Source organism: Vibrio sp. 10N.286.48.F5 (assembly GCF_041469785.1).
Taxonomy (GTDB): Bacteria; Pseudomonadota; Gammaproteobacteria; order Enterobacterales; family Vibrionaceae; genus Vibrio; species Vibrio crassostreae_C.
On the sequence record NZ_JBFRLG010000016.1, the window covers coordinates 81,011 to 104,363 of the forward strand.

A 23,353-nucleotide genomic window follows, 5' to 3' on the forward strand; every position below is an offset into this window, starting at 1 on the left:
TAATTAGCAGTATTATTAACCTGTAAATAGTAGATAACCGATTAAGGCTTCCCAATGGCGAACATTCTTCTTATTGATGACGACACCGAGTTAACCAGCTTACTCAAAGACATTCTGAGCTTTGAGGGCTTCACTGTTTCCGAAGCCAATGATGGCTATGCAGGGCTGGAAGCTATCAATGATGAGATTGACCTGATTCTTTTGGATGTGATGATGCCGCGTCTTAATGGCATGGAAACACTAAAGAAACTGAGAGAAAATTGGGAAACACCAGTGCTGATGCTGACCGCAAAAGGCGAAGAGATCGACCGTGTGATTGGTCTTGAACTTGGCGCGGATGATTACCTGCCTAAACCTTTCAGTGACCGAGAGTTGTTAGCTCGTATTCGAGCTATCTTGCGTCGTACTCAAACCAACACCGCACCTAAGGCGGCCAGTGATAGAGTTCAATATCAAGACATCGAAGTCTTCCCTGGCAAACAAGAAGCCTACTGCAATGGGGAGCTCATCGACCTCACCACAACCGAGTTCGCCCTACTGAGTCACCTTATCCAAAACCCAGGGCAAGTGATCACCAAAGAAGCATTGAGTTTGGATGTGCTGGGTAAAAGGCTCGCAGCGTTTGACCGCGCGATAGACATGCACATCTCTAATCTACGTAAGAAGATTCCTGAGCGCACTGACGGCAAATCACGCATCAAAACCTTACGAGGCCGTGGCTACTTATTGGTAGAGGAAGATTAATGCGTATACCTAAAATCACCAGCTTATATGGACGTATCTTTGCTATCTTTTGGTTCACCATGTTACTGGTGCTTTTGTCGGTGCTGTCACTTCCCCATTTAGACCCTCGAGTCGCGCGAGATGTGCCCGCAGATCACCTCGATAAACTCGAGCGTATCGCTAAAATCACAGAGAAACGCTACGCCAAAGAACCTAATCTGGGCAAGATTGTCTTCCAACTGGAGGCACCACGCAGCCGCAAGGATTCTAGAGCTCGCATCTACCTGACCGATCTTGAGGGCGCAGTCCTTACCTCGAAAAGGCATTCAGACTATAAGCTAAAGGCGATTCGTAACTTTGTTACCTCGATAGATAACCCTGAAGTGCCGACACAAAAACTGTACGGACACTACATGGTGGCAGGTCCAGTACCCATCAAACTCGCGGGTGAAGAGTTGTTGATGTACGCCGGAATAAAGTGGACTCAACCACCTCCGTTCTTGTTACGCCTGTTTGATAGACCTCTGCAGTTACTGCTTGCGGTTATGCTAGCGAGTACCCCGCTATTGCTTTGGCTAGCTTGGGCACTGAGTCAACCCGCTCGCAGGCTAGAACGCGCGGCACAACGCGTGGCGAAAGGTCAATTCGAGGTCGATCCAACACTCGAAAAAGGTACTTCAGAGTTCAGACAAGCTGGTGAAAGCTTTAACCAGATGGTAGAAGCGGTAAACCAGATGATTTCGGGGCAACAACGCCTGCTCTCTGATATCTCACACGAGCTCCGCTCGCCACTGACACGTCTTCGCATGGCCAATGCACTGGCGATTCGTAAACAAGGCGAGAGCCAAGAGTTAGAACGCATTGATACCGAAGCACAGCGTTTGGAACAGATGATCAGTGAGCTGCTAACGCTATCTCGTATGCAGGTCGACAGCCATATTACTCGTGAGGTTCAGCCTATCTCGAGCCTATGGGAAGAGATCTTAAAAGACGCAGAGTTTGAAGCCGAACAGATGGGCAAACAACTGACGTTCTCGGAGATCCCAGAACGCTCTATTTCGGGGAACCCTAAACTGCTGATGAGTGCGCTAGACAACATTACACGCAATGCCATCTACTACGGTAAAGACCAAGTGGATGTACAGTTCCATGTGGTTCAAGATCAGCTAACAATTTGCGTCAATGATAATGGTGATGGTGTTCCAGAGGATGAACTCGATTCTATCTTCAGACCTTTCTACCGTGTCTCAACAGCGCGTGACAGAAACTCTGGCGGCACAGGGCTTGGATTAACCATTACTGAAAGTGCGATTCGCCAACACAGCGGAACCATCACCGCAACCCGCAGCCAGCTCGGTGGATTACAACTCGAAATCACGCTGCCTATCTTACCGGTGTAATACCCCCACAAAGATCACAGTTGATAATGATTGTTATTATCATTATGGTAAATCCTCTAATTAAGGAGGATTTACCATGTCGCACACTTTCCCTGCTTTACCCTACGCTTACGATGCCCTAGAGCCTTACATTGACGCTAAGACAATGGAAGTGCATTACAGCAAGCACCATAGAACCTACTACGATAAGTTTGTTGCGGCAGTGTCTGGCAGCGAGCTAGAACAGCAATCTCTGACCGAGATCTTTGCCAACATATCTCAGCACAGCCCTGCCGTGCGTAACAATGGCGGCGGCTACTACAATCACATCTTGTATTGGAATTGCATGTCGCAAGACGGTGGTGGTGAACCTACGGGCGAGCTTGGTGAGGCTATCAAGAGTACCTTCGGTGATTTCGAGACATTCCAAGATCAGTTCGCCCAAGCGGCGATCAATACCTTTGGCTCCGGCTTTGCTTGGCTAGTGGTAGAGCAAGGGCAACTGAAGATCATCTCAACCTCGAACCAAGATAATCCGTGGATGGATACCGTGGCGAGTGATGGCGAACCGATTCTCGCGCTCGATGTTTGGGAACACGCCTACTACATCAGCTACCAAAACCGTCGTCCTGATTACATCAATGCATGGTGGAATGTGGTGAATTGGAATGCCGTATCTGAAAACTACGCGCAAGCACTAACGAACCAAGCGTAAGCGAATGGTGACGGTGGCGAACTGTACTCACTAAGCTTGCCACCGTATACTCGGGCTATCTTTGATTACTCTTGTGAACCAACATGTTTGATATCGCTCTATACGAACCAGAAATTGCACCCAATACGGGTAACATCATCCGCCTATGTGCTAACTGCGGCGCAAATCTGCACCTGATTGAACCGCTTGGCTTTGATTTTGAAGAGAAGAAGGTTCGTCGTGCTGGCTTGGATTACCACGACCTTGCGCGAGTTAAGCGTCACAAGAACCTAGAAGCTTTCCTTGAGTATCTAGAGAATGAACGTGAGGGTGATTTCCGCATCTTTGCTTGCACCACAAAAACGACAGGCCACCACGTTGATGCGAAATTCCAACAAGGCGATGTGCTGATGTTTGGCCCTGAGACTCGCGGCCTGCCTGCTGAGTTCATCGAAAGTATGCCAATGGAGCAACGTATTCGTATTCCAATGATGCCAGAAGCACGCAGCTTGAACCTGTCTAACGCAGTGGCCATTATTGCGTTCGAAGCATGGCGACAAATGGGATTTGAAGGCGCGGTATAACCGAACGCTCAAGCTTATCTGTTATCTGTTATCTGTTATCTGTTATCTGTTATCTGTTATCTGTTATCAATAATAAACATTAAGTAACAGTAAGTAACAGCTAGCGACAGACAATAAAAAAGGCTCTTACCATTATCACTTTCTTGCGAAGGATAAAGGTAAGAGCCTTTTCTGTTTTCCCTCTATATAAAGAGAGAAAAAATTAATTAGTTTAAGCGGTTACGATCGTTGTCGTCGTCTTTCTTCTCAAACTCACCTTCAAAGGTGTTGCCGTCTTTTGATTGGTCAGATGGTTCGCGATTGAATGGGTCTTGTCCAAATGGGCTCTGGCCAAAACCAGCTTGCCCACCCGCATGGAAACCGCCAGACATATTAGTCACCACCATTTTTTCCATCATTTTCTTGGCAATCATCGCTCTTGGTGCTGGCAGTAATACCAACATACCGAGTGCGTCCGTCATAAAGCCCGGAGTCAGCAGCAATACACCGGCAACTGCAAGCATCACGCCTTCAAGAATCTGTTGTGCTGGCATTTCGCCTTGTTGCAAACGACCTTGCACAGACATAAGTGTCTGAATGCCTTGGCTACGAACCAGCGATGCACCCACAAATGCAGTGATCAAAACCAACGCAATAGTTGGCCACAATCCTAAGAAGCCACCAACTTGAATAAATAGCCCAATCTCAATGATGGGTACGAAGATAAATAGTAATAATAAGATAGGAAACACACGCCCTCCTTTGTTACTTGCAGTTTACGCTGAAAGCCCTAACAATCTCAAATTTATCCTGTAAATAAGCGTGTTTATTGACCAAGAATAACTTTGCAAAATATTGACGAAACAAAACCGAAAAAGGTGATCCACTTAATATTTTTATGCGCTAAGTACAGTATCATGTGCCACATAAGTCAGGACGGATTTATCAGCCCAATATTCTAGCGAACGGAGTATTTGCACACAGAATAGGCTAATAACTAACTATATAATCAGAATAATTCTCTAAGGATCCTGTTATGGCTACTCAATCAGAAGCTCAAGTTGAAGCTCCTCAAGCTACTCGTCTCGAAGAAGATCTATTAGGTCAACGTCATGTTCCGGCTGATGCTTACTACGGCATCCACACTCTACGCGCAGTTGAAAACTTCAACATCTCAAATGTAACGATCTCAGATGTACCTGAATTCGTTCGCGGTATGGTGATGACTAAGAAAGCGGCGGCTTTAGCAAACAAAGAGTTAGGTGTAATTCCAAGCGAAGTGGCTAAATACATCATCCAAGCTTGTGACCTAATTCTAGACACGGGTAAGTGCATGGATCAGTTCCCATCGGACGTTTTCCAAGGTGGTGCTGGTACTTCTGTAAACATGAACGCAAACGAAGTTGTTGCGAACGTAGCTCTTGAACTTATGGGCAAAGAAAAAGGCCAATACGAGTTCATCAACCCGAACGACCATGTAAACCGCAGCCAATCTACAAACTGTGCTTACCCAACTGGCTTCCGTATCTCTGTTTACAACAGCGTTCGTAAACTGATTGATGCGATCGAATACCTAAAAGGTGCATTCGAGCTTAAGAGCCAAGAATTCAACACGATTTTGAAGATGGGTCGTACTCAGCTTCAAGACGCAGTTCCAATGACGGTTGGCCAAGAGTTCCACGCTTGGGCTGTAACCATCAATGAAGAAATCAAAAACCTAGAATACACTTCAAAACTACTGCTTGAAGTAAACCTAGGCGCAACGGCTATCGGTACAGGTCTGAACGCAGCACCGGGTTACCAAGGCCTAGCAGTGAAACACCTAGCAGAAGTAACAGGCCTAGAGTGTGTAGCGGCTGAAGATTTAATCGAAGCAACGTCTGACTGTGGCGCATACGTAATGACGCACGGCGCACTTAAGCGTCTAGCAGTTAAGCTATCTAAGATCTGTAACGACTTGCGTCTACTTTCTTCAGGTCCACGTACTGGTTTGAACGAGCTAAACCTACCTGAACTGCAAGCAGGTTCTTCAATCATGCCTGCTAAAGTAAACCCAGTTGTACCTGAAGTAGTAAACCAAGTTTGCTTCAAAGTTCTAGGTAACGACAACACGGTTTCTTTCGCTGCGGAAGGTGGTCAACTTCAACTGAACGTAATGGAACCTGTTATTGCACAAAGCATGTTTGAGTCTCTAGACATTCTGACAAACGCTTGTGTGAACCTGCGCGACAAGTGTGTAGACGGCATTACGGTAAACAAAGAAGTATGTGAAGCGCACGTATTTAACTCTATCGGTATCGTCACTTACCTAAACCCATACATTGGCCACCACGAAGGTGACATTGTTGGTAAGATCTGTGCAGAAACAGGTAAGAGTGTTCGTGATGTAGTTCTAGAACGCGGTTTATTGACCGAAGAAGAACTTGATGACATTTTCTCTGTTGAAAATTTGATGCATCCTCAGTATAAAGCGAAGCGCTACGAATAAAGTTAGCGAGAAAGGGTTCCAAACGGAGCCCTTTTTTAGGCTCCAATACGGTTAACCATGATTATTTTGTGGATTTCCGTTGGTTGCGCTTTTGCCAAATTGAATCTAAACCATAGAACTATTATGTGAACATTCCAGCGGCGAATGTTCACATAATAAAATCTAAATGAGGTGTTACTTATGATTGCAGTAGAACTGTTTGTCGTCCTGCTCTTTATCTTTTTGGGGGCCAGAATTGGCGGTATCGGTATTGGTTTTGCCGGTGGTGCTGGTGTTATTGCCCTTTCACTTATTCTTGGCGTTCCAACAAGCCAATCTTTCATCCCGGTCGATGTAATTTTGATCATCATGTCGGTTATCACCGCAATTGCAGCAATGCAGGTTGCTGGCGGTATGGACTGGTTGGTACAAATTGCAGAAAACTTTTTGCGTAAACACCCTGAACGAATCACCTTTTACGCGCCGATTGTGACCTTTGTAATGACACTGATGGCGGGTACTGGTCACACAGCATTCTCTACGTTGCCTGTTATTGCAGAAGTAGCAAAAGGCCAAGGTGTTCGTCCTTCTCGTCCACTGTCTATCGCAGTTGTAGCCTCTCAAATTGCGATCACAGCTTCGCCTATTTCGGCAGCAGTTGTGGCTTTCGCAGCGATGCTGGCACCCTTTGGTGTCGACTACCTAACGCTATTGATGGTTTGTATTCCAACAACCTTCATCGCTTGTATGGTTGGTGCGGTTGTCGCGAACTACATGGGCAGCGAACTGAAAGACGATCCTATTTACCAAGAACGTCTAGAGAAAGGTCTAATCAAGCTAGCAACAGAAGAGAAACGCGAAATTCTACCAACAGCGAAGAAAGCGACTTACATCTTCCTTGCGGCGATTGGTTTTGTTGTTTGCTACGCAGCCGCTATCTCTAGCTCTGTTGGCCTAATTGAAAACCCAGCACTGGGCCGTAACGAAGCGATCATGTCTGTGATGCTGGCAGCAGCAGCGGCAATCGTGATGTTCACTAAGATTGATGCAGCGAAGATTTCTTCGGCTCCAACATTCCGCTCTGGTATGACTGCGTGTGTATGTGTACTGGGTGTGGCTTGGTTAGGTTCAACGTTTGTGAATGCACACGTTGCTGAAATCAAAGACGTTGCTGGTGCTCTACTGGCTGACTACCCTTGGATGCTGGCTCTTGTTCTGTTCTTCGCTTCTATGCTGCTTTACTCTCAAGGCGCAACAACGGTTGCACTGATGCCTGCAGCTCTAGCGATTGGCGTTGCACCACTAACAGCCGTGGCTTCTTTTGCTGCGGTAAGTGCACTGTTCGTACTTCCAACTTACCCTACGCTACTGGCAGCGGTTGAGATGGATGACACAGGTTCAACGCGTATTGGTAAGTACGTATTTAACCACCCATTCTTCATTCCTGGTGTGGCAACAATCAGTACAGCGGTAGCACTCGGCTTCGCATTCGGCGGTCTGTTTATCTAACACTCGGTGAAAAACCAAACCTAAAAGGAAGCTTCGGCTTCCTTTTTTCTTTTCTGAACAATGTGTTTATTTGATACGTATCAAATAAACATTATAAATCTAAAAACCCGAACAAAAATAAAGTTTGAATAAAATTCCAGGAATATTCACGTCATTCATTAACAATGCCTGCCAACACAACCACCCCTTGTTTCTTTCTAATTAACATCGAATATTAATCCAAGCTAACCAACCAAAAAACCTTGCTCTTTTTCTAACGTTTTCCAGCCTATTCATTGGTCACTATTTTTGTGAACAATACCAAACTTAAATTCCAACGTAAGGAATAAAATAACCGCAGTTAAATTAAATCTAAATTCATTTGGATATATAAATATAAAGATACTTATATTTAAAGTCAGCAACTTTATATCGTTGAGTGCTTTATAAGTGTCCGTGTATTTACAATCTATAAATCATTAGTCGCTAATTCACATCACTTCTATTTAAGATGATGTAAGGAGATAGCCATGACAACTCAAACGATACCAAGCGAGAAAAAAAAGGGCGGCTTCTTTGCCAACTTTAAATTCCCTTCTGCCTACACCATTCTATTTATTCTGATTGCGTTCGTCGCACTGCTTACCTGGATTGTTCCAGCAGGCCAATACGACCGTGCAATGAATGAAGAGCTAGGCCGAGAAGTACCCGTAACCGGAACCTATCAAGCGGTAGAAGGTAACCCTCAAGGCGTGATTGATGTACTGCTCGCGCCTATTGACGGCTTCTATGACCACAATAGCTATGAAGCGGCGGCTATCGACGTTTCGCTGTTCATCTTAATCATTGGTGGCTTCTTAGGGCTAGTAACCAAAACGGGTGCCATTGATGCCGGTATCGAGCGCGTCACCGCCCGCTTAGAAGGGCGAGAAGAGTTGATGATACCAATACTGATGGCGCTATTTGCCGCAGGTGGTACCGTCTACGGCATGGCGGAAGAATCACTGCCCTTCTATACATTGCTAGTGCCGGTAATGATGGCAGCTCGCTTTGACCCTCTTGTTGCCGCTGCGACCGTACTGCTTGGTGCAGGTATTGGGGTGCTGGGTTCAACGATTAACCCATTCGCAACCGTGATCGCTGCCAACGCCTCTGGTATTCCATTTACAGACGGTATCGTGTTGCGCATTGCGATGTTGATTATTGGTTGGGGTATTTGTGTTGCCTACGTAATGCGTTACGCAAGAATGGTTCAAGCCGATCCAACAACATCAATTGTCTACGACAAATACGAAGAGAACAAAGCGCACTTCTTAGGTAATGCGAGCGGCGAAAAACTTGAATTCACCGCGACTCGCAAACTGATTCTGACCATTTTTGGTGGCTCGTTCGCTGTAATGATTTATGGTGTATCCGTTGCTGGATGGTGGATGGCTGAGATCTCAGCGATGTTCTTAGCAGCAACCATCATCGTTGGTATTGTGGCTCGCATGAGCGAAGAAGAGTTTACCACCAGCTTCATTGATGGTGCCCGCGACCTACTTGGCGTTGCGCTCATCATAGGTATTGCACGTGGTATCGTAGTGGTGATGGACCGCGGTATGATCACCGATACCATTCTCTTCTCAGCAGAACAGATGGTAACGGGGCTTTCTTCGGTTATCTTCATTAACGTGATGTTCTTCTTAGAGATTCTACTGTCGTTCTTAGTGCCATCGACCTCTGGCTTAGCGGTACTGACCATGCCAATCATGGCACCACTGGCCGACTTTGCTGGCGTAGGTCGTGACTTGGTTATCACTGCGTACCAATCTGCATCTGGCTTGGTGAACCTAATCACCCCAACCTCCGCGGTGGTGATGGGTGGTTTGGCGATTGCTCGTGTCCCTTACGTGCGCTGGGTTAAATGGGTGATGCCACTAGTCGGTATATTGATGGTGTTCTGCATTGTTGTACTGAGTATTGGTGCGCTGATCTAACTAACAGCACTTCACTCCTTTCTCATCCAAAGCCGCTTCTCACAGCGGCTTTTTTATTGTTCCCTCTCAATGTAATCCTCTGCCACTGAAACAGATCCTCAAAGCCATACACGCGATATTCAAGGTTCTTCTGTTCGTAGCCAAGCTCAACTAAACTCAAAGCACTCGCAATAGAAGAATCAATCCTACTTTTAAACATCTAATTTTCTTGATGAAATAACACTCTATTTTCAACCATGATGTTTAAACAAATAGTTAGTCACTTATTAGCGTTAATTATATTTAAAGTAATTAATAGCCTAATAAACAGACGAGGATTAATGCCCTTTTCTATCAAAAAACACACTTAAACAGCCGATTTTAAAATGTGATCGCAACAGCTTTATTCGCATTTACTTTGTTAATAAACAATTAATTCCACATCCAAAATTAAATATCTAAATAAAAACACTGCATACTTCCAAGCTAAGTACACTCTTATCAATAAAACTATTCTGCATATAATCCCTCGTAAATTAGATTCTAGTAAGTTTCGTCAAAAAAGCGTGCATAAAGTTCCCTAACTGCTAACTATTTAGAATGTATTATTCATAACTGAAAGTGCATAAAGTTTGTTAAAACCCTTAATTTTAAAGGGCTGCGGGATAAAAAACGATTTGTGATAGATCTCTAAGAATACCTGACTAGCAGGCGTAATATTAATTCCAGACAAGAGATATGAATAAATAATTCATTCTTCTCAACTGAAAATAAATAATTACTCTTAGCGATAAAAGTAATTCAAATATATAAGAGAGAGACGATCATGAGTAAGTTCTATGTAGGTTCTGAAATAGGTCAATTACGCCGCGTTCTAGTTCACCGTCCAAGACGCGCACTGACTCACCTAACACCCTCTAACTGTCACGATTTACTATTTGATGACGTACTGGCTGTTGAACGTGCTGGTAAAGAGCATGACGCATTTACTCAAACGCTGCGTGATCAAGGTGTTGAAGTTCTTCTTCTTACTGACCTACTAGCAGACACGCTAGCAGTGCCAGAAGCGAAAGATTGGCTTTTGAATCATCAAGTTTCTGATTACCGCTTAGGCAAAACCTTTGCTAACGATGTGCGCTGCTACTTGGGCGACTTACCAAACCTAGAACTAGCAAAAATCCTAACGGGTGGTCTGTCTTACGCTGAGATGCCAATGAAATCATCTTCAATGATGCAAGGCATGCACGCACCAACCGACTTCATTATCGAACCGCTACCAAACCACCTATTTACTCGTGACACATCTTGCTGGGTATACGGTGGCGTATCCATCAACCCGATGGCGAAACCTGCTCGTCAACGTGAAACCAACCACGTTCGCGCTATTTACCGCTGGCACCCAACATTTGCTGGCCAAGACTTCATTAAGTACTTCGGCGATGAAGAAAACATCAGCTACGACAACTCAACCATTGAAGGCGGTGACGTTCTTGTAATCGGTCGCGGTACGGTTCTTATCGGTATGTCTGAGCGTACAACAGCACAAGGTGTTGAGCACTTAGCATCTAGCCTATTCAAACACGGTCAAGCGAAACAAGTTATCGCAATGCAGCTACCAAAACACCGCTCTTGCATGCACTTAGACACCGTTATGACGCACATGAACGAAGATACGTTCTCTGTTTACCCTGAAGTGGTGAGTAAAGACGTACAGTGCTGGAACCTAACTGGTGATGAGTCTGGCGCAGTGAAAGTGAAAGAAGAAGGCTACTTCGTAACAGCTATCGAAAAAGCACTTGGCGTAGACAAGCTAAACCTAATCACGACCGGTGGTGACAACTTCCATGCAGAACGTGAGCAGTGGAACGATGCAAACAACGTTCTAACGGTTAAACCTGGCGTTGTGATTGGCTACGAAGGCAACACCTACACCAATGAAAAATACGATAAAGCAGGCATCACAGTTCTTCCTATCCCTGGAGATGAACTTGGCCGCGGTCGCGGTGGCGCACGCTGCATGAGCTGCCCAATTGAGCGTGATGGTATCTAATCACTAAGACGAAAACGGCCAAGTTGAATGATCTTAAATAATCTCAGCTTGGCCAAAATGAGAGAACACAATTATGACTAAGCAAACTGTTGTTGTTGCACTCGGCGGTAATGCCTTACTTCGTCGCGGTGAGCCGTTAGAAGCCGATGTTCAACGCCGTAATATTGAAACAGCGGTTAAAACCATCTCTGAAATCGCGAAAGTGTACAACGTGGTTCTAGTACATGGTAATGGCCCACAAGTTGGTTTACTGGCTCTGCAAGGTTTGGAATACAAAAAAGTAAACCCGTATCCGCTAGATGTATTGGGCAGTGAGACTCAAGGCATGATCGGCTACATGCTGATGCAAGAGTTCAAGAACTATCTACCTAACCGCAACATCTCGTGCATGTTGACGCAAATGACCGTTGATCCAAACGATCCTGCATTCGCCGATCCAACGAAGCCGATTGGCCCGATCTACGAAGAAGCGGAAGCGCGTGAATTGGCGGAGAAATTCCATTGGATCGTCAAACCAGACGGCCAACACTTCCGTCGCGTTGTGCCAAGCCCACGCCCTACTGGCATTGTTGAGCACGAAGCGATCACCCAACTTATCGATGCAGGCCACCTAGTGATTTGTACTGGCGGCGGTGGCATCCCAGTGAAAAAAGAGAACGGCAAATTAGTGGGTGTTGAAGCGGTTATCGACAAAGACATGTCAGCGGCTTTCTTAGCGAAACAACTGGATGCGGATGCACTTCTTATTTTGACCGACGCGGACGCTGTTTACCTTGATTGGGGCAAACCGACTCAACACGCACTGCGCAGCACCACACCAAGTGAACTGGCGAAATTCGAATTTGATGCAGGCTCTATGGGACCAAAAATTGAAGCATCGTGCGAATTCATTCAGCAAGGCGGCAAAGTCGTCGGTATTGGTGCACTCGAAGATGGTTTGCAAATCCTGCAAGGCTTGGCGGGCACCAACATCACCAAAGATTAATCTACTCGCGAGCTTTTCAAACCTTGCGAGAAAACTGAATCACCGTTTGAACTGAAATTAATACACAAAAATTGAATCGCGCTTTCTTGAATTTTCTTTCCCTGTAACAAGAAAGCGCCTAAATCTAAGAAGGAATACATCATGGCTTTTAACCTACGCAATCGTAACTTCCTAAAACTACTAGATTTCACTCCACGCGAAATTCAACACTTATTAGATCTTTCTATGGAGCTAAAAAAAGCGAAGTACAACGGTTACGAACAGCCAACACTAACTGGCAAAAACATTGCGCTTATCTTTGAGAAAACCTCAACTCGTACTCGCTGTGCATTCGAAGTAGCGGCATTCGACCAAGGCGCTCGCGTGTCTTACTTAGGCCCATCTGGCTCTCAAATTGGCCACAAAGAATCAATGAAAGATACCGCTCGCGTTCTTGGCCGTATGTACGATGGCATTGAATACCGCGGCTTCGGTCAAGAGATTGTTGAAGAGCTAGGCGCTTACGCTGGAGTTCCAGTATGGAATGGTCTGACTGACGAATTCCACCCTACACAAATTCTTGCTGACTTCCTAACCATGACGGAATACGGCCGTGGTAAACAACTGCATGAAATCAGCTTTGCTTACCTAGGTGATGCTCGCAACAACATGGGTAACTCTCTGATGGTTGGCGCAGCGAAAATGGGCATGGACATTCGCCTTGTTGCTCCAAAACAGTTCTGGCCACAAGAAGAACTATTGGCTCAGTGTCGTGAAATCGCAGAGCACACAGGTGGCAAAATTACACTGACTGAAGATGTTCAAGAAGGCGTGCAAGGTTGTGACTTCCTGTACACCGACGTTTGGGTATCTATGGGCGAAGCGAAAGAAGCATGGGCTGAGCGTATCAACCTAATGATGCCTTACCAAGTGAACATGGAAATGCTGAAAGCAACGGGTAACCCACATGTGAAATTCATGCACTGTCTGCCAGCTTTCCATGGCGAAGATACCACGGTAGGCAAACAACTTGCGGCTGAATATCCACAGCTAAAAGACGGTGTGGAAGTGACTGATGAGGTAGTTGAGTCTGAATACTCTATCGTGTTCGATGAAGCTGAAAACCGCATGCACACCATCAAAGCAGTAATGGTTGCAACACTAGGCAGTTAATTACCTAAACAGCTAAGAATCGAAACAACTAAGAAGTTAAGCACTCACTTGTTCGCGAGACATTGACAAGTTAAGTGTAATGACAGGGAAATGCGGGCGGCGAACTTGGGATTTAGCCCTTGGATAAAGCCCGCATTTTTTTTCATGTACTTGAGGGCATTATCGCCCCAAAAACCCTGAGATTTTCTGTTTCAACAAGGGCTTAAATCAAAGCAAAATGTAGAGGTTATTTCGCATAAAAATCCATTAAATGAATACTTTACAGAAAGTATTGCATGCCGTTTTTATCTGAGTATAATCCTCCGCAATTTGTCTTAAGAGAGCAAAAAATGAACTGCAATTCTGTCGCACATGATTGTCAAACTACACGCCAAAGAGTGGCGGTGGTGTCATTTTTATTTTGCTCTATTGATCGTTTCGAAGCCTCCTATTTTTAGGGGGCTTTTTTTTGTCCGCAATTTGACTGTATGCATAGAAGGAAGACCCGTTATGGCGCATTCGTTATTTAACAAGCACATCATCTCCATACCTGAGCTCACTCGTAATGAACTGGAGCTTATCGTCGACACAGCAGCAAGACTCAAGGCCGAGCCAAACCCAGAGTTGCTGAAAAATAAAGTCGTTGCGAGCTGCTTCTTTGAGCCTTCAACTCGAACTCGCCTTTCATTTGAGACCGCCGTCCAGCGCCTTGGTGGCACGGTCATTGGCTTTGATAATGGCGGTAACACCTCACTGGCGAAGAAAGGCGAAACACTTGCCGATTCAGTGCAGGTTATTTCATCCTACGTCGATGCCTTTGTAATGCGTCACCCACAAGAAGGGGCAGCACGTTTAGCGTCTGAATTTTCTAACGGTGTGCCGGTAGTAAACGGCGGCGACGGTGCTAACCAGCACCCGACGCAAACCTTGCTGGACCTGTTCTCGATTTACGAAACACAAGGCACGCTCGATAACCTCAATGTGGCGTTCGTCGGCGACCTAAAATATGGCCGTACCGTGCACTCATTGACCCAAGCACTATCGAAATTCAATAACGTGCGTTTCTTCTTTATCGCGCCAGAAGTCTTAGAGATGCCAGATTACATCTGTGAAGAATTGGAAGAGATGGGCATCCAATACAGCACTCACAGCAGCATTGAAGAAGTCGTGCCGGAACTGGATGTTCTGTACATGACTCGCGTGCAGAAAGAGCGCTTTGATGCGTCGGAATACGCGCACATGAAATCGGCTTACATCCTCACCGCCGATACATTGAAAGACGCTCGTCAAAACATGAAGGTACTTCACCCGCTGCCACGCGTCGACGAAATCACCACCGACGTTGATAAAACGCCACACGCTTACTACTTCGAACAAGCTGAAAACGGTGTATACGCTCGCGAAGCCCTATTGGCCCTAGTTCTTAACGACACTTTATAAGCAGGAGAAACAGTCATGGTTAAACAAACTCAGCTACAAGTAGAAGCGATCCGTAACGGCAGCGTGATTGACCACATCCCTGCTCACCTTGGTATCAAAATCCTTAAACTGTTTAAGCTACACAAGACAGAACAGCGCATCACTATGGGCTTAAACCTGCCATCATCGGCACTTGGCCATAAAGATCTAATCAAGATTGAGAACATCTTCCTGACCAAGGAACAAGCCAACCAATTGGCTCTTTATGCTCCGCAGGCAACGGTCAATCAGATTGAAGAGTATAAAGTGGTTAATAAGCTAACCCTTGTGCTGCCAGAGCAAATCCACAGTGTCTACTCTTGCCCGAATAGCAACTGTATTTCGCACGGTGAGCCAGTCGAAAGCAGCTTTAAAGTGCAGCTAAAACAGGAAAACGTGCAGCTAAAATGTCACTACTGTGAAAATGTATTCTCTCGCGAGATCATGAGTGAAATTCGCTAACCCTTAGCGCCATTATCACGGTCTCCAAAGCACCCTAATACCGATGGATATTTATGCCAAACTTGGAATAAATATCCATTTAACAAAAGAATAAAACTCCAAAATAAAAGCAATTAACTAGAATTTTATTTGGTGATCCCCTTCAAAAAGATAACTATCCTTTAGTGGTAGACTCAATGGATAGACGATCATACATCACGCATACCTTCCCTCTTTATTTCGGGATTCATCGGTAAGCCCTATTTAACAATCGTACTCTACGGCTTTGGGAGTACGCTCGGCGCTATGGACAAGCGATAACCACATGTTGACCTTAAGGAGTTGTTCATGAACCCAATCACTGAGCACGGTTGCTTGTATTCAGCTGAAGATAAAACACTGACTGCAGCGTGCAAACGCTTACTACAACAACAAAGCTTCTCGACCCAAAATCAACTGCGAGAGAAACTCGTCGATATTGGCTATACCGGTATCAGCCAATCGACCGTATCTCGTATTTTGTCACAGCTTGGTGTTGTCAAAATTCAGAATGCTTGCGGTAAAAAGGTTTACTGCATCACGGTTGAAAGTGCACCGGTTCGTGTCGATGCATCCATCTCATCGCAAATCGAATTCATCACTCATAACCAAGCGATGGTCATCGTAAAAACTCATCCAGGTTGTGCTCAATTAGTCGCAAGATTAGTCGATATCGACCCACATACTGAGATTATCGGTACGGTTGGCGGCAATGACACCGTGCTAATTATCCCGAAAGACACGATGAACATTGATGCTTGCGAACAAGTAGTAAGAGCACGCTTGGGTGTTGCCTAAATGTCTTATTGGCAAGGGCAGTTCACTGCAGTTGCGCTGCTAACCCTCTCTCGATTGCCTAAGAAAGTGGCTCATCCGCCCTAGCGGATATTTGCTGGTCGATGAAACTAATCACAAACTATTACGGTCTGATTGAGTTAAGATACCTTCAACTCCATTTTGATGACTAAATAGTATGCGACGACTTGCCACATTACTTTTTGTTTGTGTTTCCCTGTTCACCCAGCCTGCGTGGGCGCTTTTTGGAAACGACAACGCCGAGCCAAGCTTCGGAGGCAATAACAACGGTTTTGTCCCTGTAGACCAAGCTTTCCCTTTCAATTACTACCAGCAAGACGGCAAGGTCCTTCTCGACTGGCAAGTAAAAGAGGGCTACTACCTCTATCAACATAGCCTCTCGTTCACTGGCCAAAATCTCGCTATCGGCAATGTTGAAATGGAAGATGGCCAACCACACCAAGATGAATTCTTCGGTGAGGTGAGCATTTATACTCAGCCGTTATTCGTGCAAGTTCCGCTACAGAGTTACCAAGATGGCTCACAGCTGATCGTTAAGTATCAAGGTTGTGCAGATGCTGGTTTCTGCTACCCACCAGAAACTCGAGTAATCGACATCGAACCGTTTACTGCGACGAATCCTGGGGATATAAAGAGCAGTGATGTGCAAAACAGTAACAGTGGTGATGCCCAAAACAGCAGTGCCTCACAAGGTTCATCTGCTGCAGCTGGTGAAGCAGACAATTCAGTACAACCCTCTTCTCCTACAGCTGACGCAGCAAGCAATACCAATCAACAAACCAATGCTCCCGTTTCAAAAGAAGCAGGCTTAGCCGATAAGCTCGGTGACAGTTGGTGGACCCCTCTATTATTCTTAGCACTCGGTGTTGGTTTAGCCTTTACGCCGTGTGTGCTGCCTATGTATCCGATTCTAACGGGTATCGTTTTAGGTGGTGGCAAACTCAGCCAAGGTCGCGCGCTGATGCTGTCCTTTATTTACGTGCAAGGCATGGCGTTAACCTACACCTTATTAGGTTTAGTGGTTGCTTCAGCAGGCATGCAATTCCAAGCCGCTATGCAGCACCCTTACGTGCTGATCGCGCTGAGTGTTCTGTTCGTGGCGTTAGCAATGTCGATGTTTGGCGTTTATAACCTGCAACTGCCAAGCAGCATCCAAACTTGGCTCAACAACCAAAGCAACAAGCAGCAAGGTGGCAATACCTTGGGCGTATTCGCAATGGGCGCTATCTCTGGCTTGGTGTGTTCACCTTGTACCACGGCGCCATTGTCAGGCGCACTGCTGTATGTGGCTCAGAGTGGTGACCTATTTACCGGTGCAATTGCTCTGTACGCGTTGGCTATGGGTATGGGTATCCCACTGATTTTAGTGGCAGTGTTTGGTAATAAGCTATTGCCTAAAGCGGGCAGCTGGATGAACAAGGTGAAGATCGTATTCGGCTTTATCTTGCTTGCCGCGCCTATCTTCCTGCTAGAGCGCATCATTCCTGAATTGTGGGCAACCGTGCTTTGGTCTGGCCTTGGCTTCATCGCCTTTGGTTGGCTTTACCACAGTAAGAATGCACTGCCATTTGGTGGCTGGAAGCAAAGCGCTGTGGGCATCATTGCGATGCTTGGCCTGTTCGCATCAGCTCAACCTGCGCTCAATTACTGGTTTGCAGAAAAGAGCGTGACGGTAGAACAACACATCCAATTTGCACGCATCAACACGGTTGAAGAACTAGAAATCCAGCTCATCGAAGCGAAGAAACTCGGTAAGCCTGTGATGCTCGACTTCTACGCCGATTGGTGTGTGGCATGTAAAGAATTCGAGAAGTACACCTTCCATCAAGCTGATGTGGAAAACAAGCTTTCTGACTTCGTACTGCTACAAGCCGATGTAACGAGAAACATGCCTCAAGACATTGAACTGCTTAAACAATTACAGGTACTTGGCTTACCTACGATTGAGTTCTGGGATGGTGAGGGTAACCATGTTCCAAATGCTCGTGTAACCGGTTTTATGCCTGCCGATGTATTCTTAAAACACATGCAAAACCACCAGCTATAACGGCAATATTCACTAAAATATAAGCCGAATCGAAAGCCGCACCGCCCCTCCGTAACGAGATGGCAGTGCGGCTTTTTTGCTATTCAGAGTAACGCTTTCTTATTCCGGGGATAAAAGTCGATATGGTTCAGACTTTTAATGTATAGATATTGTCCACATACTCAATCAGGATGATAATAAATATTAACTAAATTGTTAAAAGTATGAACGTCATGGACTCGACCTATACCATCATCATTGCTGATGACCACCCTCTCTTTCGCAACGCCCTGTTTCAGTCAGTTCATATGGCGATCAGTGGTGCGAACCTGCTTGAGGCCGATTCTCTCGATGCCTTACTGACTCTGCTAAAGAAAGAAGGCGAGCCGGATCTATTACTGCTCGACCTGAAAATGCCGGGCGCCAATGGCATGTCAGGCTTAATTCAACTGCGCGCTGAATACCCAGATCTACCGATTGTGGTGGTTTCTGCCAGTGAAGATGCCAGCGTGGTCACTCAGGTGAAGAGCCACGGTGCGTTTGGCTTTATTCCTAAGTCGAGTGATATGCGTGAGTTGGTGAGTGCACTGAATCAAGTGCTGAATGGCGACCCGTTCTTCCCTGAAGGGCTTATCACCAATAATGCAGCGTGTAGCGACCTTGCAGAAAAGATTTCCACACTGACGCCTCAGCAATACAAGGTATTAGGGATGCTTTCTGACGGCTTGCTTAACAAGCAAATCGCGTATGAATTAAATGTTTCGGAAGCGACCATCAAGGCGCATATGACAGCCATCTTCCGTAAACTGGATGTGAAAAACCGAACTCAAGCAGTTATCTTGCTACAAGAAATCCACAATTAAGCTTCGTTTACATCCTCTTCTAAAGTCGTCTTAGGCAAACATAAACCCAGCTTGACGACTTTATGATCATCTATATCTGCAACCACCCAAGTGATGTCATGCCACTCGAAGCTGTCGCCTAATACCGGGTGTGCACCAAGCTCCTGATCAACCAATTGTTTTAGGGTCATTTCTCGCTCTTCTTCCGAGCCAAGTTCAATACCATAACAATCGCTTACCGCAGCGACCGACAACCCAACATCTAAGAAGAAGTCACCAAAGAATCGAGCGGCTTCTTCTGCCAAAGGTGCCTCACTGAAGAGCTCACTTAGGCTATCTAGATCTTTATCTTGACCAAGCACACATAAGATATCGTTCGCCTCTAACACGGTGCTGCCTGATGGGTGAAGCAAGGCATCCTTTCTAAACAGTGCAGTAATTCGCGTTCCTTCCGGCATAGACAAACGCTTTAGTGGTTCGCCCACACACCACTTCTCTTCTTTCAGCTTGTAGACAAACATCTCCCACTCACTAGCAGGGTAAATTTCAATGCCAGTACGAGAAATCGGTGTCGGCGTTGGAGGTAGCGTCACTTGAGCCAATCTCGCGACTTTCATCAAGCTGCCGCCTTGAACAATCAGCGACACCATAACCACGAAGAACGCGATGTTGAAGTAAAGCTGAGCATTAGGCAGGCCAGCCATCATCGGGAACACCGCCAGAATGATCGGTACCGCGCCGCGTAGACCGACCCAAGAAACAAACCAACGTTCCTTGGTGGTAAAGCTTCTGAACGGCAGCAAACCCAACCAAACCGACAGCGGACGAGCAAACAAAATCATACCGAAGGCCAGTGCCAGCGCAGGCAGAGCAATGTCCATCAACGTTGATGGCGTCACCAATAAACCCAATACCAAGAACATCACGATCTGGCTTAGCCACGTCATGCCATCAAGAACATTAAGAATCGAGTGTCGCGAGCGCGTCGGACGATTACCAATGAACAAGCCCACTAGGTAAATCGATAAGATGCCGCTGCCGCCAAGCATGTTAGAGAACGCAAACAGAGCCACGCCCCCACTGAGTACCAGAATGGAATAAAGGCCATCAGCCAATTGTACTCGATTGATTAAGCTCCATAGAACCCAGCCGCCGCCAATACCAACAAGAGTACCGATACCAAACTGCATCGCAAAACTTTGCAGTAGGAAGTTCATTTCCATCTCAGCGTCAGGGTTACCTAACAGCGCAATTAAGGTCACCGTCAGGAAGACCGCCATTGGGTCGTTAGTGCCCGATTCGATCTCTAGGGTTGAGCCAACACGCTCATTGAGACTCTGTCCTTTCAGCAAAGAGAATACCGCTGCCGCATCGGTTGAACCAACAATCGCCCCGACCAAGATGCCCTGCATTAATGACAAGTCAAACAGCCAAGCCGCCATTAATCCGGTTAAGGTTGCTGTACATGCGACACCTATCGTCGCCAGCGAGAGCGAAGGCCAGAAAGCGACCTTGAAGCTCGCCACCTTGGTTCGCATACCGCCATCCAACAGAATCACGGCAAGCGCAAGGTTACTCACCAAGTAGGTCAGTGAGTAATCATCGAAATGAATATTACCGGGTCCATCTTCACCCGCTAACATACCAACGAACAAAAAGATCAAAAGAATAGGAACGCCCAATCGAGAGGACACTTGTGAGAAAAGCACGCTGATGGCGATGAGTACGGCACCAGTCAAGAATAAGTGGTTAATGGTTATTGCGTCCAATTCGTTCCCCCAAAGAATAAAATCCGAGCTTTAAGCCTGTTGATCTTTTGCCACTAGCTTGTTGATCTTCTGCCGTTTAGCAAGGCACGGTCGGTGAAAGTGCCGTTGTTACTATAACAAACTTATGTTTCGCTTCGTGTCATAAGCAGGGCTAAATACCGTTTCTCGGTCATTTAGTTGTTAAATTTTATGACTCGCAGTCTAATTCATCCCTTTTTGTTAGACCTTTGGCTAATTTAACAACATTTTAACATCACATTTTTCTATGGTTATGTCTCCTAGCTCCCATATTTCAGTACATTAGCGCTAATACCATCCCGACTAAAGTTGCACAGATCCCTTGACTTATCCTTGCTACATTCTAAATCGTAACATTACGTTAACACGCTATTTTACAAAACGGTTTCACAAAAACAGTTTCTACGAAAACGGAATAAAGGAGAAGGCAATGGCGTTCGAATCTACGGAACATGCTCAAGCCTACTGGAAGGAAAACTTGGGAATTATGGGAACACTGCTCGCGGTCTGGTTTGCGGTGTCTTACGGCGCTGGCATCTTATTTGTGGATGCCCTCAATACCGTTCAGTTTGGCGGGTTCAAGCTAGGATTTTGGTTCGCTCAGCAAGGTTCGATATACACCTTCGTGGCGCTGATATTTATTTACGTTGTCCGCATGAATGCGCTCGACAAAAAATACAACGTACAGGAAGACTAGAGGCTAGAACATGGATATTCAAACTTGGACGTTTATTCTCGTCGGTATTACTTTCGCGGTATATATCGGCATCGCAATCTGGGCTCGTGCAGGGTCTACTAGTGAGTTCTACGTTGCTGGCGGTGGTGTACACCCAGTAGCAAACGGCATGGCGACCGCCGCTGACTGGATGTCGGCAGCATCATTCATCTCAATGGCAGGTATCATCTCATTCGTTGGTTACGACGGTGCGGTTTACCTAATGGGTTGGACAGGTGGTTATGTACTACTTGCGCTATGTTTAGCACCTTACCTACGTAAGTTCGGTCAGTTTACGGTTCCTGATTTCATCGGTGAGCGTTACTACTCGAAAACGGCACGTATGGTAGCGGTATTCTGTGCAATCTTCGTATCGTTTACGTACGTTGCAGGCCAGATGCGTGGTGTGGGCGTTGTATTCTCTCGTTTCCTAGAAGTTGATATTAACCTAGGCATCATCATTGGTATGGGTATTGTGTTCTTCTACGCAGTACTAGGTGGCATGAAAGGCATCACTTATACGCAGGTAGCTCAATTCTGTGTCCTCATTTTCGCCTTCCTTGTTCCAGCAATCTTTACCTCAATCATGATGACAGGTAACCCACTTCCACAAGTTGGTATGGGCTCTACGCTATCAGGCACAGATGTTTACCTTCTTGATAAACTGGATGGACTGACCGAAGAACTCGGATTTACCGCCTATACCGAAGGTAACAAGAGCATGGTAGATGTATTCTTCATCTGTGCGGCTCTAATGGTCGGTACTGCGGGTCTTCCACACGTAATCATTCGTTTCTTCACGGTACCAAAAGTACGTGATGCTCGTATCTCAGCGGGTTGGGCACTACTGTTCATCTCATTGCTATACACAACAGCACCAGGCGTTGCAGCATTCGCTCGTGTAAACATGATCGAAACAATCAACGGCCCTGACATGCAAGGTGTCGCTGCAGCGGACGCACCAAGCTGGTACAAAAACTGGGAAAGCACTGGCCTAGTAGGTTGGGAAGATAAGAACGGCGATGGCAAAATGTTCTACTCGGGCGATGAGCGCAACGAGATGAAGATTAACCGTGACATCATCGTACTGGCTTCTCCAGAGCTAGCGAAACTACCAAACTGGGTTGTAGCACTGCTTGCAGCCGGTGGCCTAGCAGCCGCACTATCAACAGCCGCGGGTCTACTATTGGTCATCTCAACGTCGATTTCACATGACTTGTTGAAGAAAGGCTTCAGACCAAACATGACCGACAAGCAGGAGCTGTTAGCCGCTCGTCTGGCAGCCATGGTCGCGATTGTCGGTGCCGGTTACTTAGGTATTAACCCACCAGGCTTTGTAGCACAGGTAGTAGCGTTTGCCTTCGGCTTAGCCGCAGCATCCTTCTTCCCAGCGATTATCCTAGGTATCTTCTACAAGAAGATGAACAAGGAAGGCGCAATTGCAGGTATGTTGTCAGGTATTGCCTTCACAGCAAGCTACATCATCTACTTCAAGTTCATTAACCCAGCAGCAAGCACACCTGAAAACTGGTGGTTTGGTATCAGCCCAGAAGGCATCGGTACGCTAGGTATGTGTCTAAACTTCGTAGTATCGATTGCTGTAAACAAAGTAACTGCTGAAGTACCACAAGATGTACAAGATATGGTTGAGAACATCCGTTACCCGAAAGGTGCAGGTGAAGCTCACGACCACTAAGCACGACCATTAAACAAAGATGTTTAGCAAAAAATGAATCAGTACTTACATTGTAGGGATTAGGTACTGACTCCAGAAAGCCGATACTTCGTGTA

At 46.0% G+C, this 23,353-nt stretch carries 19 protein-coding genes; 17 read left to right on the forward strand and 2 right to left on the reverse strand.

What is annotated here, in order from left to right; translation table 11 throughout:
- Positions 1-54 precede the first annotated feature (54 nt).
- The 4 genes from AB4185_RS11365 to trmL all read left to right on the forward strand — a co-directional run bounded on the left by AB4185_RS11365 (position 55) and on the right by trmL (position 3,380).
- A complete protein-coding gene (locus AB4185_RS11365; RefSeq protein WP_017061163.1) occupies positions 55-744 on the forward strand; it encodes a response regulator in 690 nt (229 codons plus the stop codon).
- Complete coding sequence (gene cpxA / locus AB4185_RS11370) at positions 744-2,123, forward strand: envelope stress sensor histidine kinase CpxA (protein WP_372135463.1); 1,380 nt, start codon at positions 744-746, stop codon at positions 2,121-2,123. The genes AB4185_RS11365 and cpxA overlap by 1 nt, the downstream gene beginning before the upstream one ends.
- A 76-nt stretch (positions 2,124-2,199) precedes the next feature.
- Positions 2,200-2,817 carry a superoxide dismutase gene (locus tag AB4185_RS11375; protein ID WP_372135464.1) on the forward strand — a complete coding sequence of 206 codons (618 nt, stop codon included), beginning with the start codon at positions 2,200-2,202 and terminating at the stop codon, positions 2,815-2,817.
- Between the two features lie 83 nt (positions 2,818-2,900).
- Positions 2,901-3,380 carry a tRNA (uridine(34)/cytosine(34)/5-carboxymethylaminomethyluridine(34)-2'-O)-methyltransferase TrmL gene (gene trmL, locus AB4185_RS11380; RefSeq protein ID WP_102540996.1) on the forward strand — a complete coding sequence of 160 codons (480 nt, stop codon included), beginning with the start codon at positions 2,901-2,903 and terminating at the stop codon, positions 3,378-3,380.
- Between the two features lie 206 nt (positions 3,381-3,586).
- Here the strand turns inward: trmL and AB4185_RS11385 are convergent, their stop codons facing one another.
- Entirely contained in the window at positions 3,587-4,111 is a 525-nt protein-coding gene (locus AB4185_RS11385) for an FxsA family protein (RefSeq protein ID WP_372135465.1), read from the reverse strand.
- A gap of 284 nt (positions 4,112-4,395) precedes the next feature.
- Between AB4185_RS11385 and aspA the strand changes: the two genes are divergently transcribed.
- From aspA to AB4185_RS11440, 11 genes are all read left to right on the forward strand, one after another.
- Positions 4,396-5,847 carry an aspartate ammonia-lyase gene (aspA, locus tag AB4185_RS11390; protein WP_017063668.1) on the forward strand — a complete coding sequence of 484 codons (1,452 nt, stop codon included), beginning with the start codon at positions 4,396-4,398 and terminating at the stop codon, positions 5,845-5,847.
- 180 nt (positions 5,848-6,027) lie between these two features.
- Complete coding sequence (locus AB4185_RS11395) at positions 6,028-7,335, forward strand: anaerobic C4-dicarboxylate transporter (protein WP_004729714.1); 1,308 nt, start codon at positions 6,028-6,030, stop codon at positions 7,333-7,335.
- 509 nt (positions 7,336-7,844) lie between these two features.
- On the forward strand, positions 7,845-9,293 hold the full coding sequence (locus AB4185_RS11400; RefSeq protein WP_017062726.1) for a YfcC family protein: 1,449 nt from the start codon (positions 7,845-7,847) through the stop codon (positions 9,291-9,293).
- 805 nt (positions 9,294-10,098) lie between these two features.
- Positions 10,099-11,322, forward strand: a complete 1,224-nt coding sequence (arcA, locus tag AB4185_RS11405) for an arginine deiminase (RefSeq protein ID WP_017062724.1) — start codon at positions 10,099-10,101, stop codon at positions 11,320-11,322.
- A gap of 73 nt (positions 11,323-11,395) precedes the next feature.
- Positions 11,396-12,307 (forward strand): carbamate kinase, encoded by a 912-nt coding sequence (gene arcC, locus AB4185_RS11410; RefSeq protein WP_017062723.1) that lies wholly within the window; start codon positions 11,396-11,398, stop codon positions 12,305-12,307.
- Between the two features lie 141 nt (positions 12,308-12,448).
- Positions 12,449-13,459, forward strand: coding sequence for an ornithine carbamoyltransferase (locus AB4185_RS11415; protein ID WP_017062722.1), 1,011 nt, complete (start codon positions 12,449-12,451; stop codon positions 13,457-13,459).
- A 489-nt stretch (positions 13,460-13,948) separates the two neighbouring features.
- Complete coding sequence (gene pyrB, locus AB4185_RS11420; protein WP_017062721.1) at positions 13,949-14,878, forward strand: aspartate carbamoyltransferase; 930 nt, start codon at positions 13,949-13,951, stop codon at positions 14,876-14,878.
- Between the two features lie 15 nt (positions 14,879-14,893).
- Positions 14,894-15,358 carry an aspartate carbamoyltransferase regulatory subunit gene (pyrI, locus tag AB4185_RS11425; RefSeq protein ID WP_372135466.1) on the forward strand — a complete coding sequence of 155 codons (465 nt, stop codon included), beginning with the start codon at positions 14,894-14,896 and terminating at the stop codon, positions 15,356-15,358.
- A gap of 327 nt (positions 15,359-15,685) precedes the next feature.
- The gene (locus tag AB4185_RS11430; RefSeq protein WP_017062719.1) at positions 15,686-16,174 is read left to right on the forward strand and encodes an arginine repressor; all 489 of its coding nucleotides are present in this window, start codon (positions 15,686-15,688) and stop codon (positions 16,172-16,174) included.
- Positions 16,175-16,349: 175 nt separating this feature from the next.
- Positions 16,350-18,239 (forward strand): protein-disulfide reductase DsbD, encoded by a 1,890-nt coding sequence (locus AB4185_RS11435; protein ID WP_372135467.1) that lies wholly within the window; start codon positions 16,350-16,352, stop codon positions 18,237-18,239.
- Between the two features lie 212 nt (positions 18,240-18,451).
- Positions 18,452-19,081 carry a response regulator transcription factor gene (locus tag AB4185_RS11440; protein ID WP_102333893.1) on the forward strand — a complete coding sequence of 210 codons (630 nt, stop codon included), beginning with the start codon at positions 18,452-18,454 and terminating at the stop codon, positions 19,079-19,081.
- On the opposite strand, the gene AB4185_RS11445 is transcribed toward AB4185_RS11440, so the two are convergent.
- On the reverse strand, positions 19,078-20,829 hold the full coding sequence (locus AB4185_RS11445; RefSeq protein WP_102333894.1) for a potassium/proton antiporter: 1,752 nt from the start codon (positions 20,827-20,829) through the stop codon (positions 19,078-19,080). The two genes, AB4185_RS11440 and AB4185_RS11445, sit on opposite strands and share 4 nt — an antisense overlap.
- A 448-nt stretch (positions 20,830-21,277) precedes the next feature.
- On the opposite strand from AB4185_RS11445, the gene AB4185_RS11450 reads away from it, so the two are divergent.
- Positions 21,278-21,544 (forward strand): DUF4212 domain-containing protein, encoded by a 267-nt coding sequence (locus AB4185_RS11450; protein WP_010435433.1) that lies wholly within the window; start codon positions 21,278-21,280, stop codon positions 21,542-21,544.
- Between the two features lie 10 nt (positions 21,545-21,554).
- Complete coding sequence (locus tag AB4185_RS11455) at positions 21,555-23,258, forward strand: sodium:solute symporter family protein (protein WP_017062715.1); 1,704 nt, start codon at positions 21,555-21,557, stop codon at positions 23,256-23,258.
- Positions 23,259-23,353: the final 95 nt, after the last annotated feature.

Coding starts and splice junctions, on each gene's coding strand:
- arcC (WP_017062723.1), top strand. CDS start 11,396: ATGACTAAGCAAACTGTTGTTGTTGCACTCGGCGGTAATGCCTTACTT.
- AB4185_RS11435 (WP_372135467.1), top strand. CDS start 16,350: ATGCGACGACTTGCCACATTACTTTTTGTTTGTGTTTCCCTGTTCACC.
- cpxA (WP_372135463.1), top strand. CDS start 744: ATGCGTATACCTAAAATCACCAGCTTATATGGACGTATCTTTGCTATC.
- AB4185_RS11455 (WP_017062715.1), top strand. CDS start 21,555: ATGGATATTCAAACTTGGACGTTTATTCTCGTCGGTATTACTTTCGCG.
- trmL (WP_102540996.1), top strand. CDS start 2,901: ATGTTTGATATCGCTCTATACGAACCAGAAATTGCACCCAATACGGGT.
- AB4185_RS11395 (WP_004729714.1), top strand. CDS start 6,028: ATGATTGCAGTAGAACTGTTTGTCGTCCTGCTCTTTATCTTTTTGGGG.
- AB4185_RS11400 (WP_017062726.1), top strand. CDS start 7,845: ATGACAACTCAAACGATACCAAGCGAGAAAAAAAAGGGCGGCTTCTTT.
- AB4185_RS11450 (WP_010435433.1), top strand. CDS start 21,278: ATGGCGTTCGAATCTACGGAACATGCTCAAGCCTACTGGAAGGAAAAC.
- AB4185_RS11415 (WP_017062722.1), top strand. CDS start 12,449: ATGGCTTTTAACCTACGCAATCGTAACTTCCTAAAACTACTAGATTTC.
- AB4185_RS11430 (WP_017062719.1), top strand. CDS start 15,686: ATGAACCCAATCACTGAGCACGGTTGCTTGTATTCAGCTGAAGATAAA.
- arcA (WP_017062724.1), top strand. CDS start 10,099: ATGAGTAAGTTCTATGTAGGTTCTGAAATAGGTCAATTACGCCGCGTT.
- aspA (WP_017063668.1), top strand. CDS start 4,396: ATGGCTACTCAATCAGAAGCTCAAGTTGAAGCTCCTCAAGCTACTCGT.
- AB4185_RS11375 (WP_372135464.1), top strand. CDS start 2,200: ATGTCGCACACTTTCCCTGCTTTACCCTACGCTTACGATGCCCTAGAG.
- AB4185_RS11365 (WP_017061163.1), top strand. CDS start 55: ATGGCGAACATTCTTCTTATTGATGACGACACCGAGTTAACCAGCTTA.
- pyrB (WP_017062721.1), top strand. CDS start 13,949: ATGGCGCATTCGTTATTTAACAAGCACATCATCTCCATACCTGAGCTC.
- AB4185_RS11440 (WP_102333893.1), top strand. CDS start 18,452: ATGGACTCGACCTATACCATCATCATTGCTGATGACCACCCTCTCTTT.
- pyrI (WP_372135466.1), top strand. CDS start 14,894: ATGGTTAAACAAACTCAGCTACAAGTAGAAGCGATCCGTAACGGCAGC.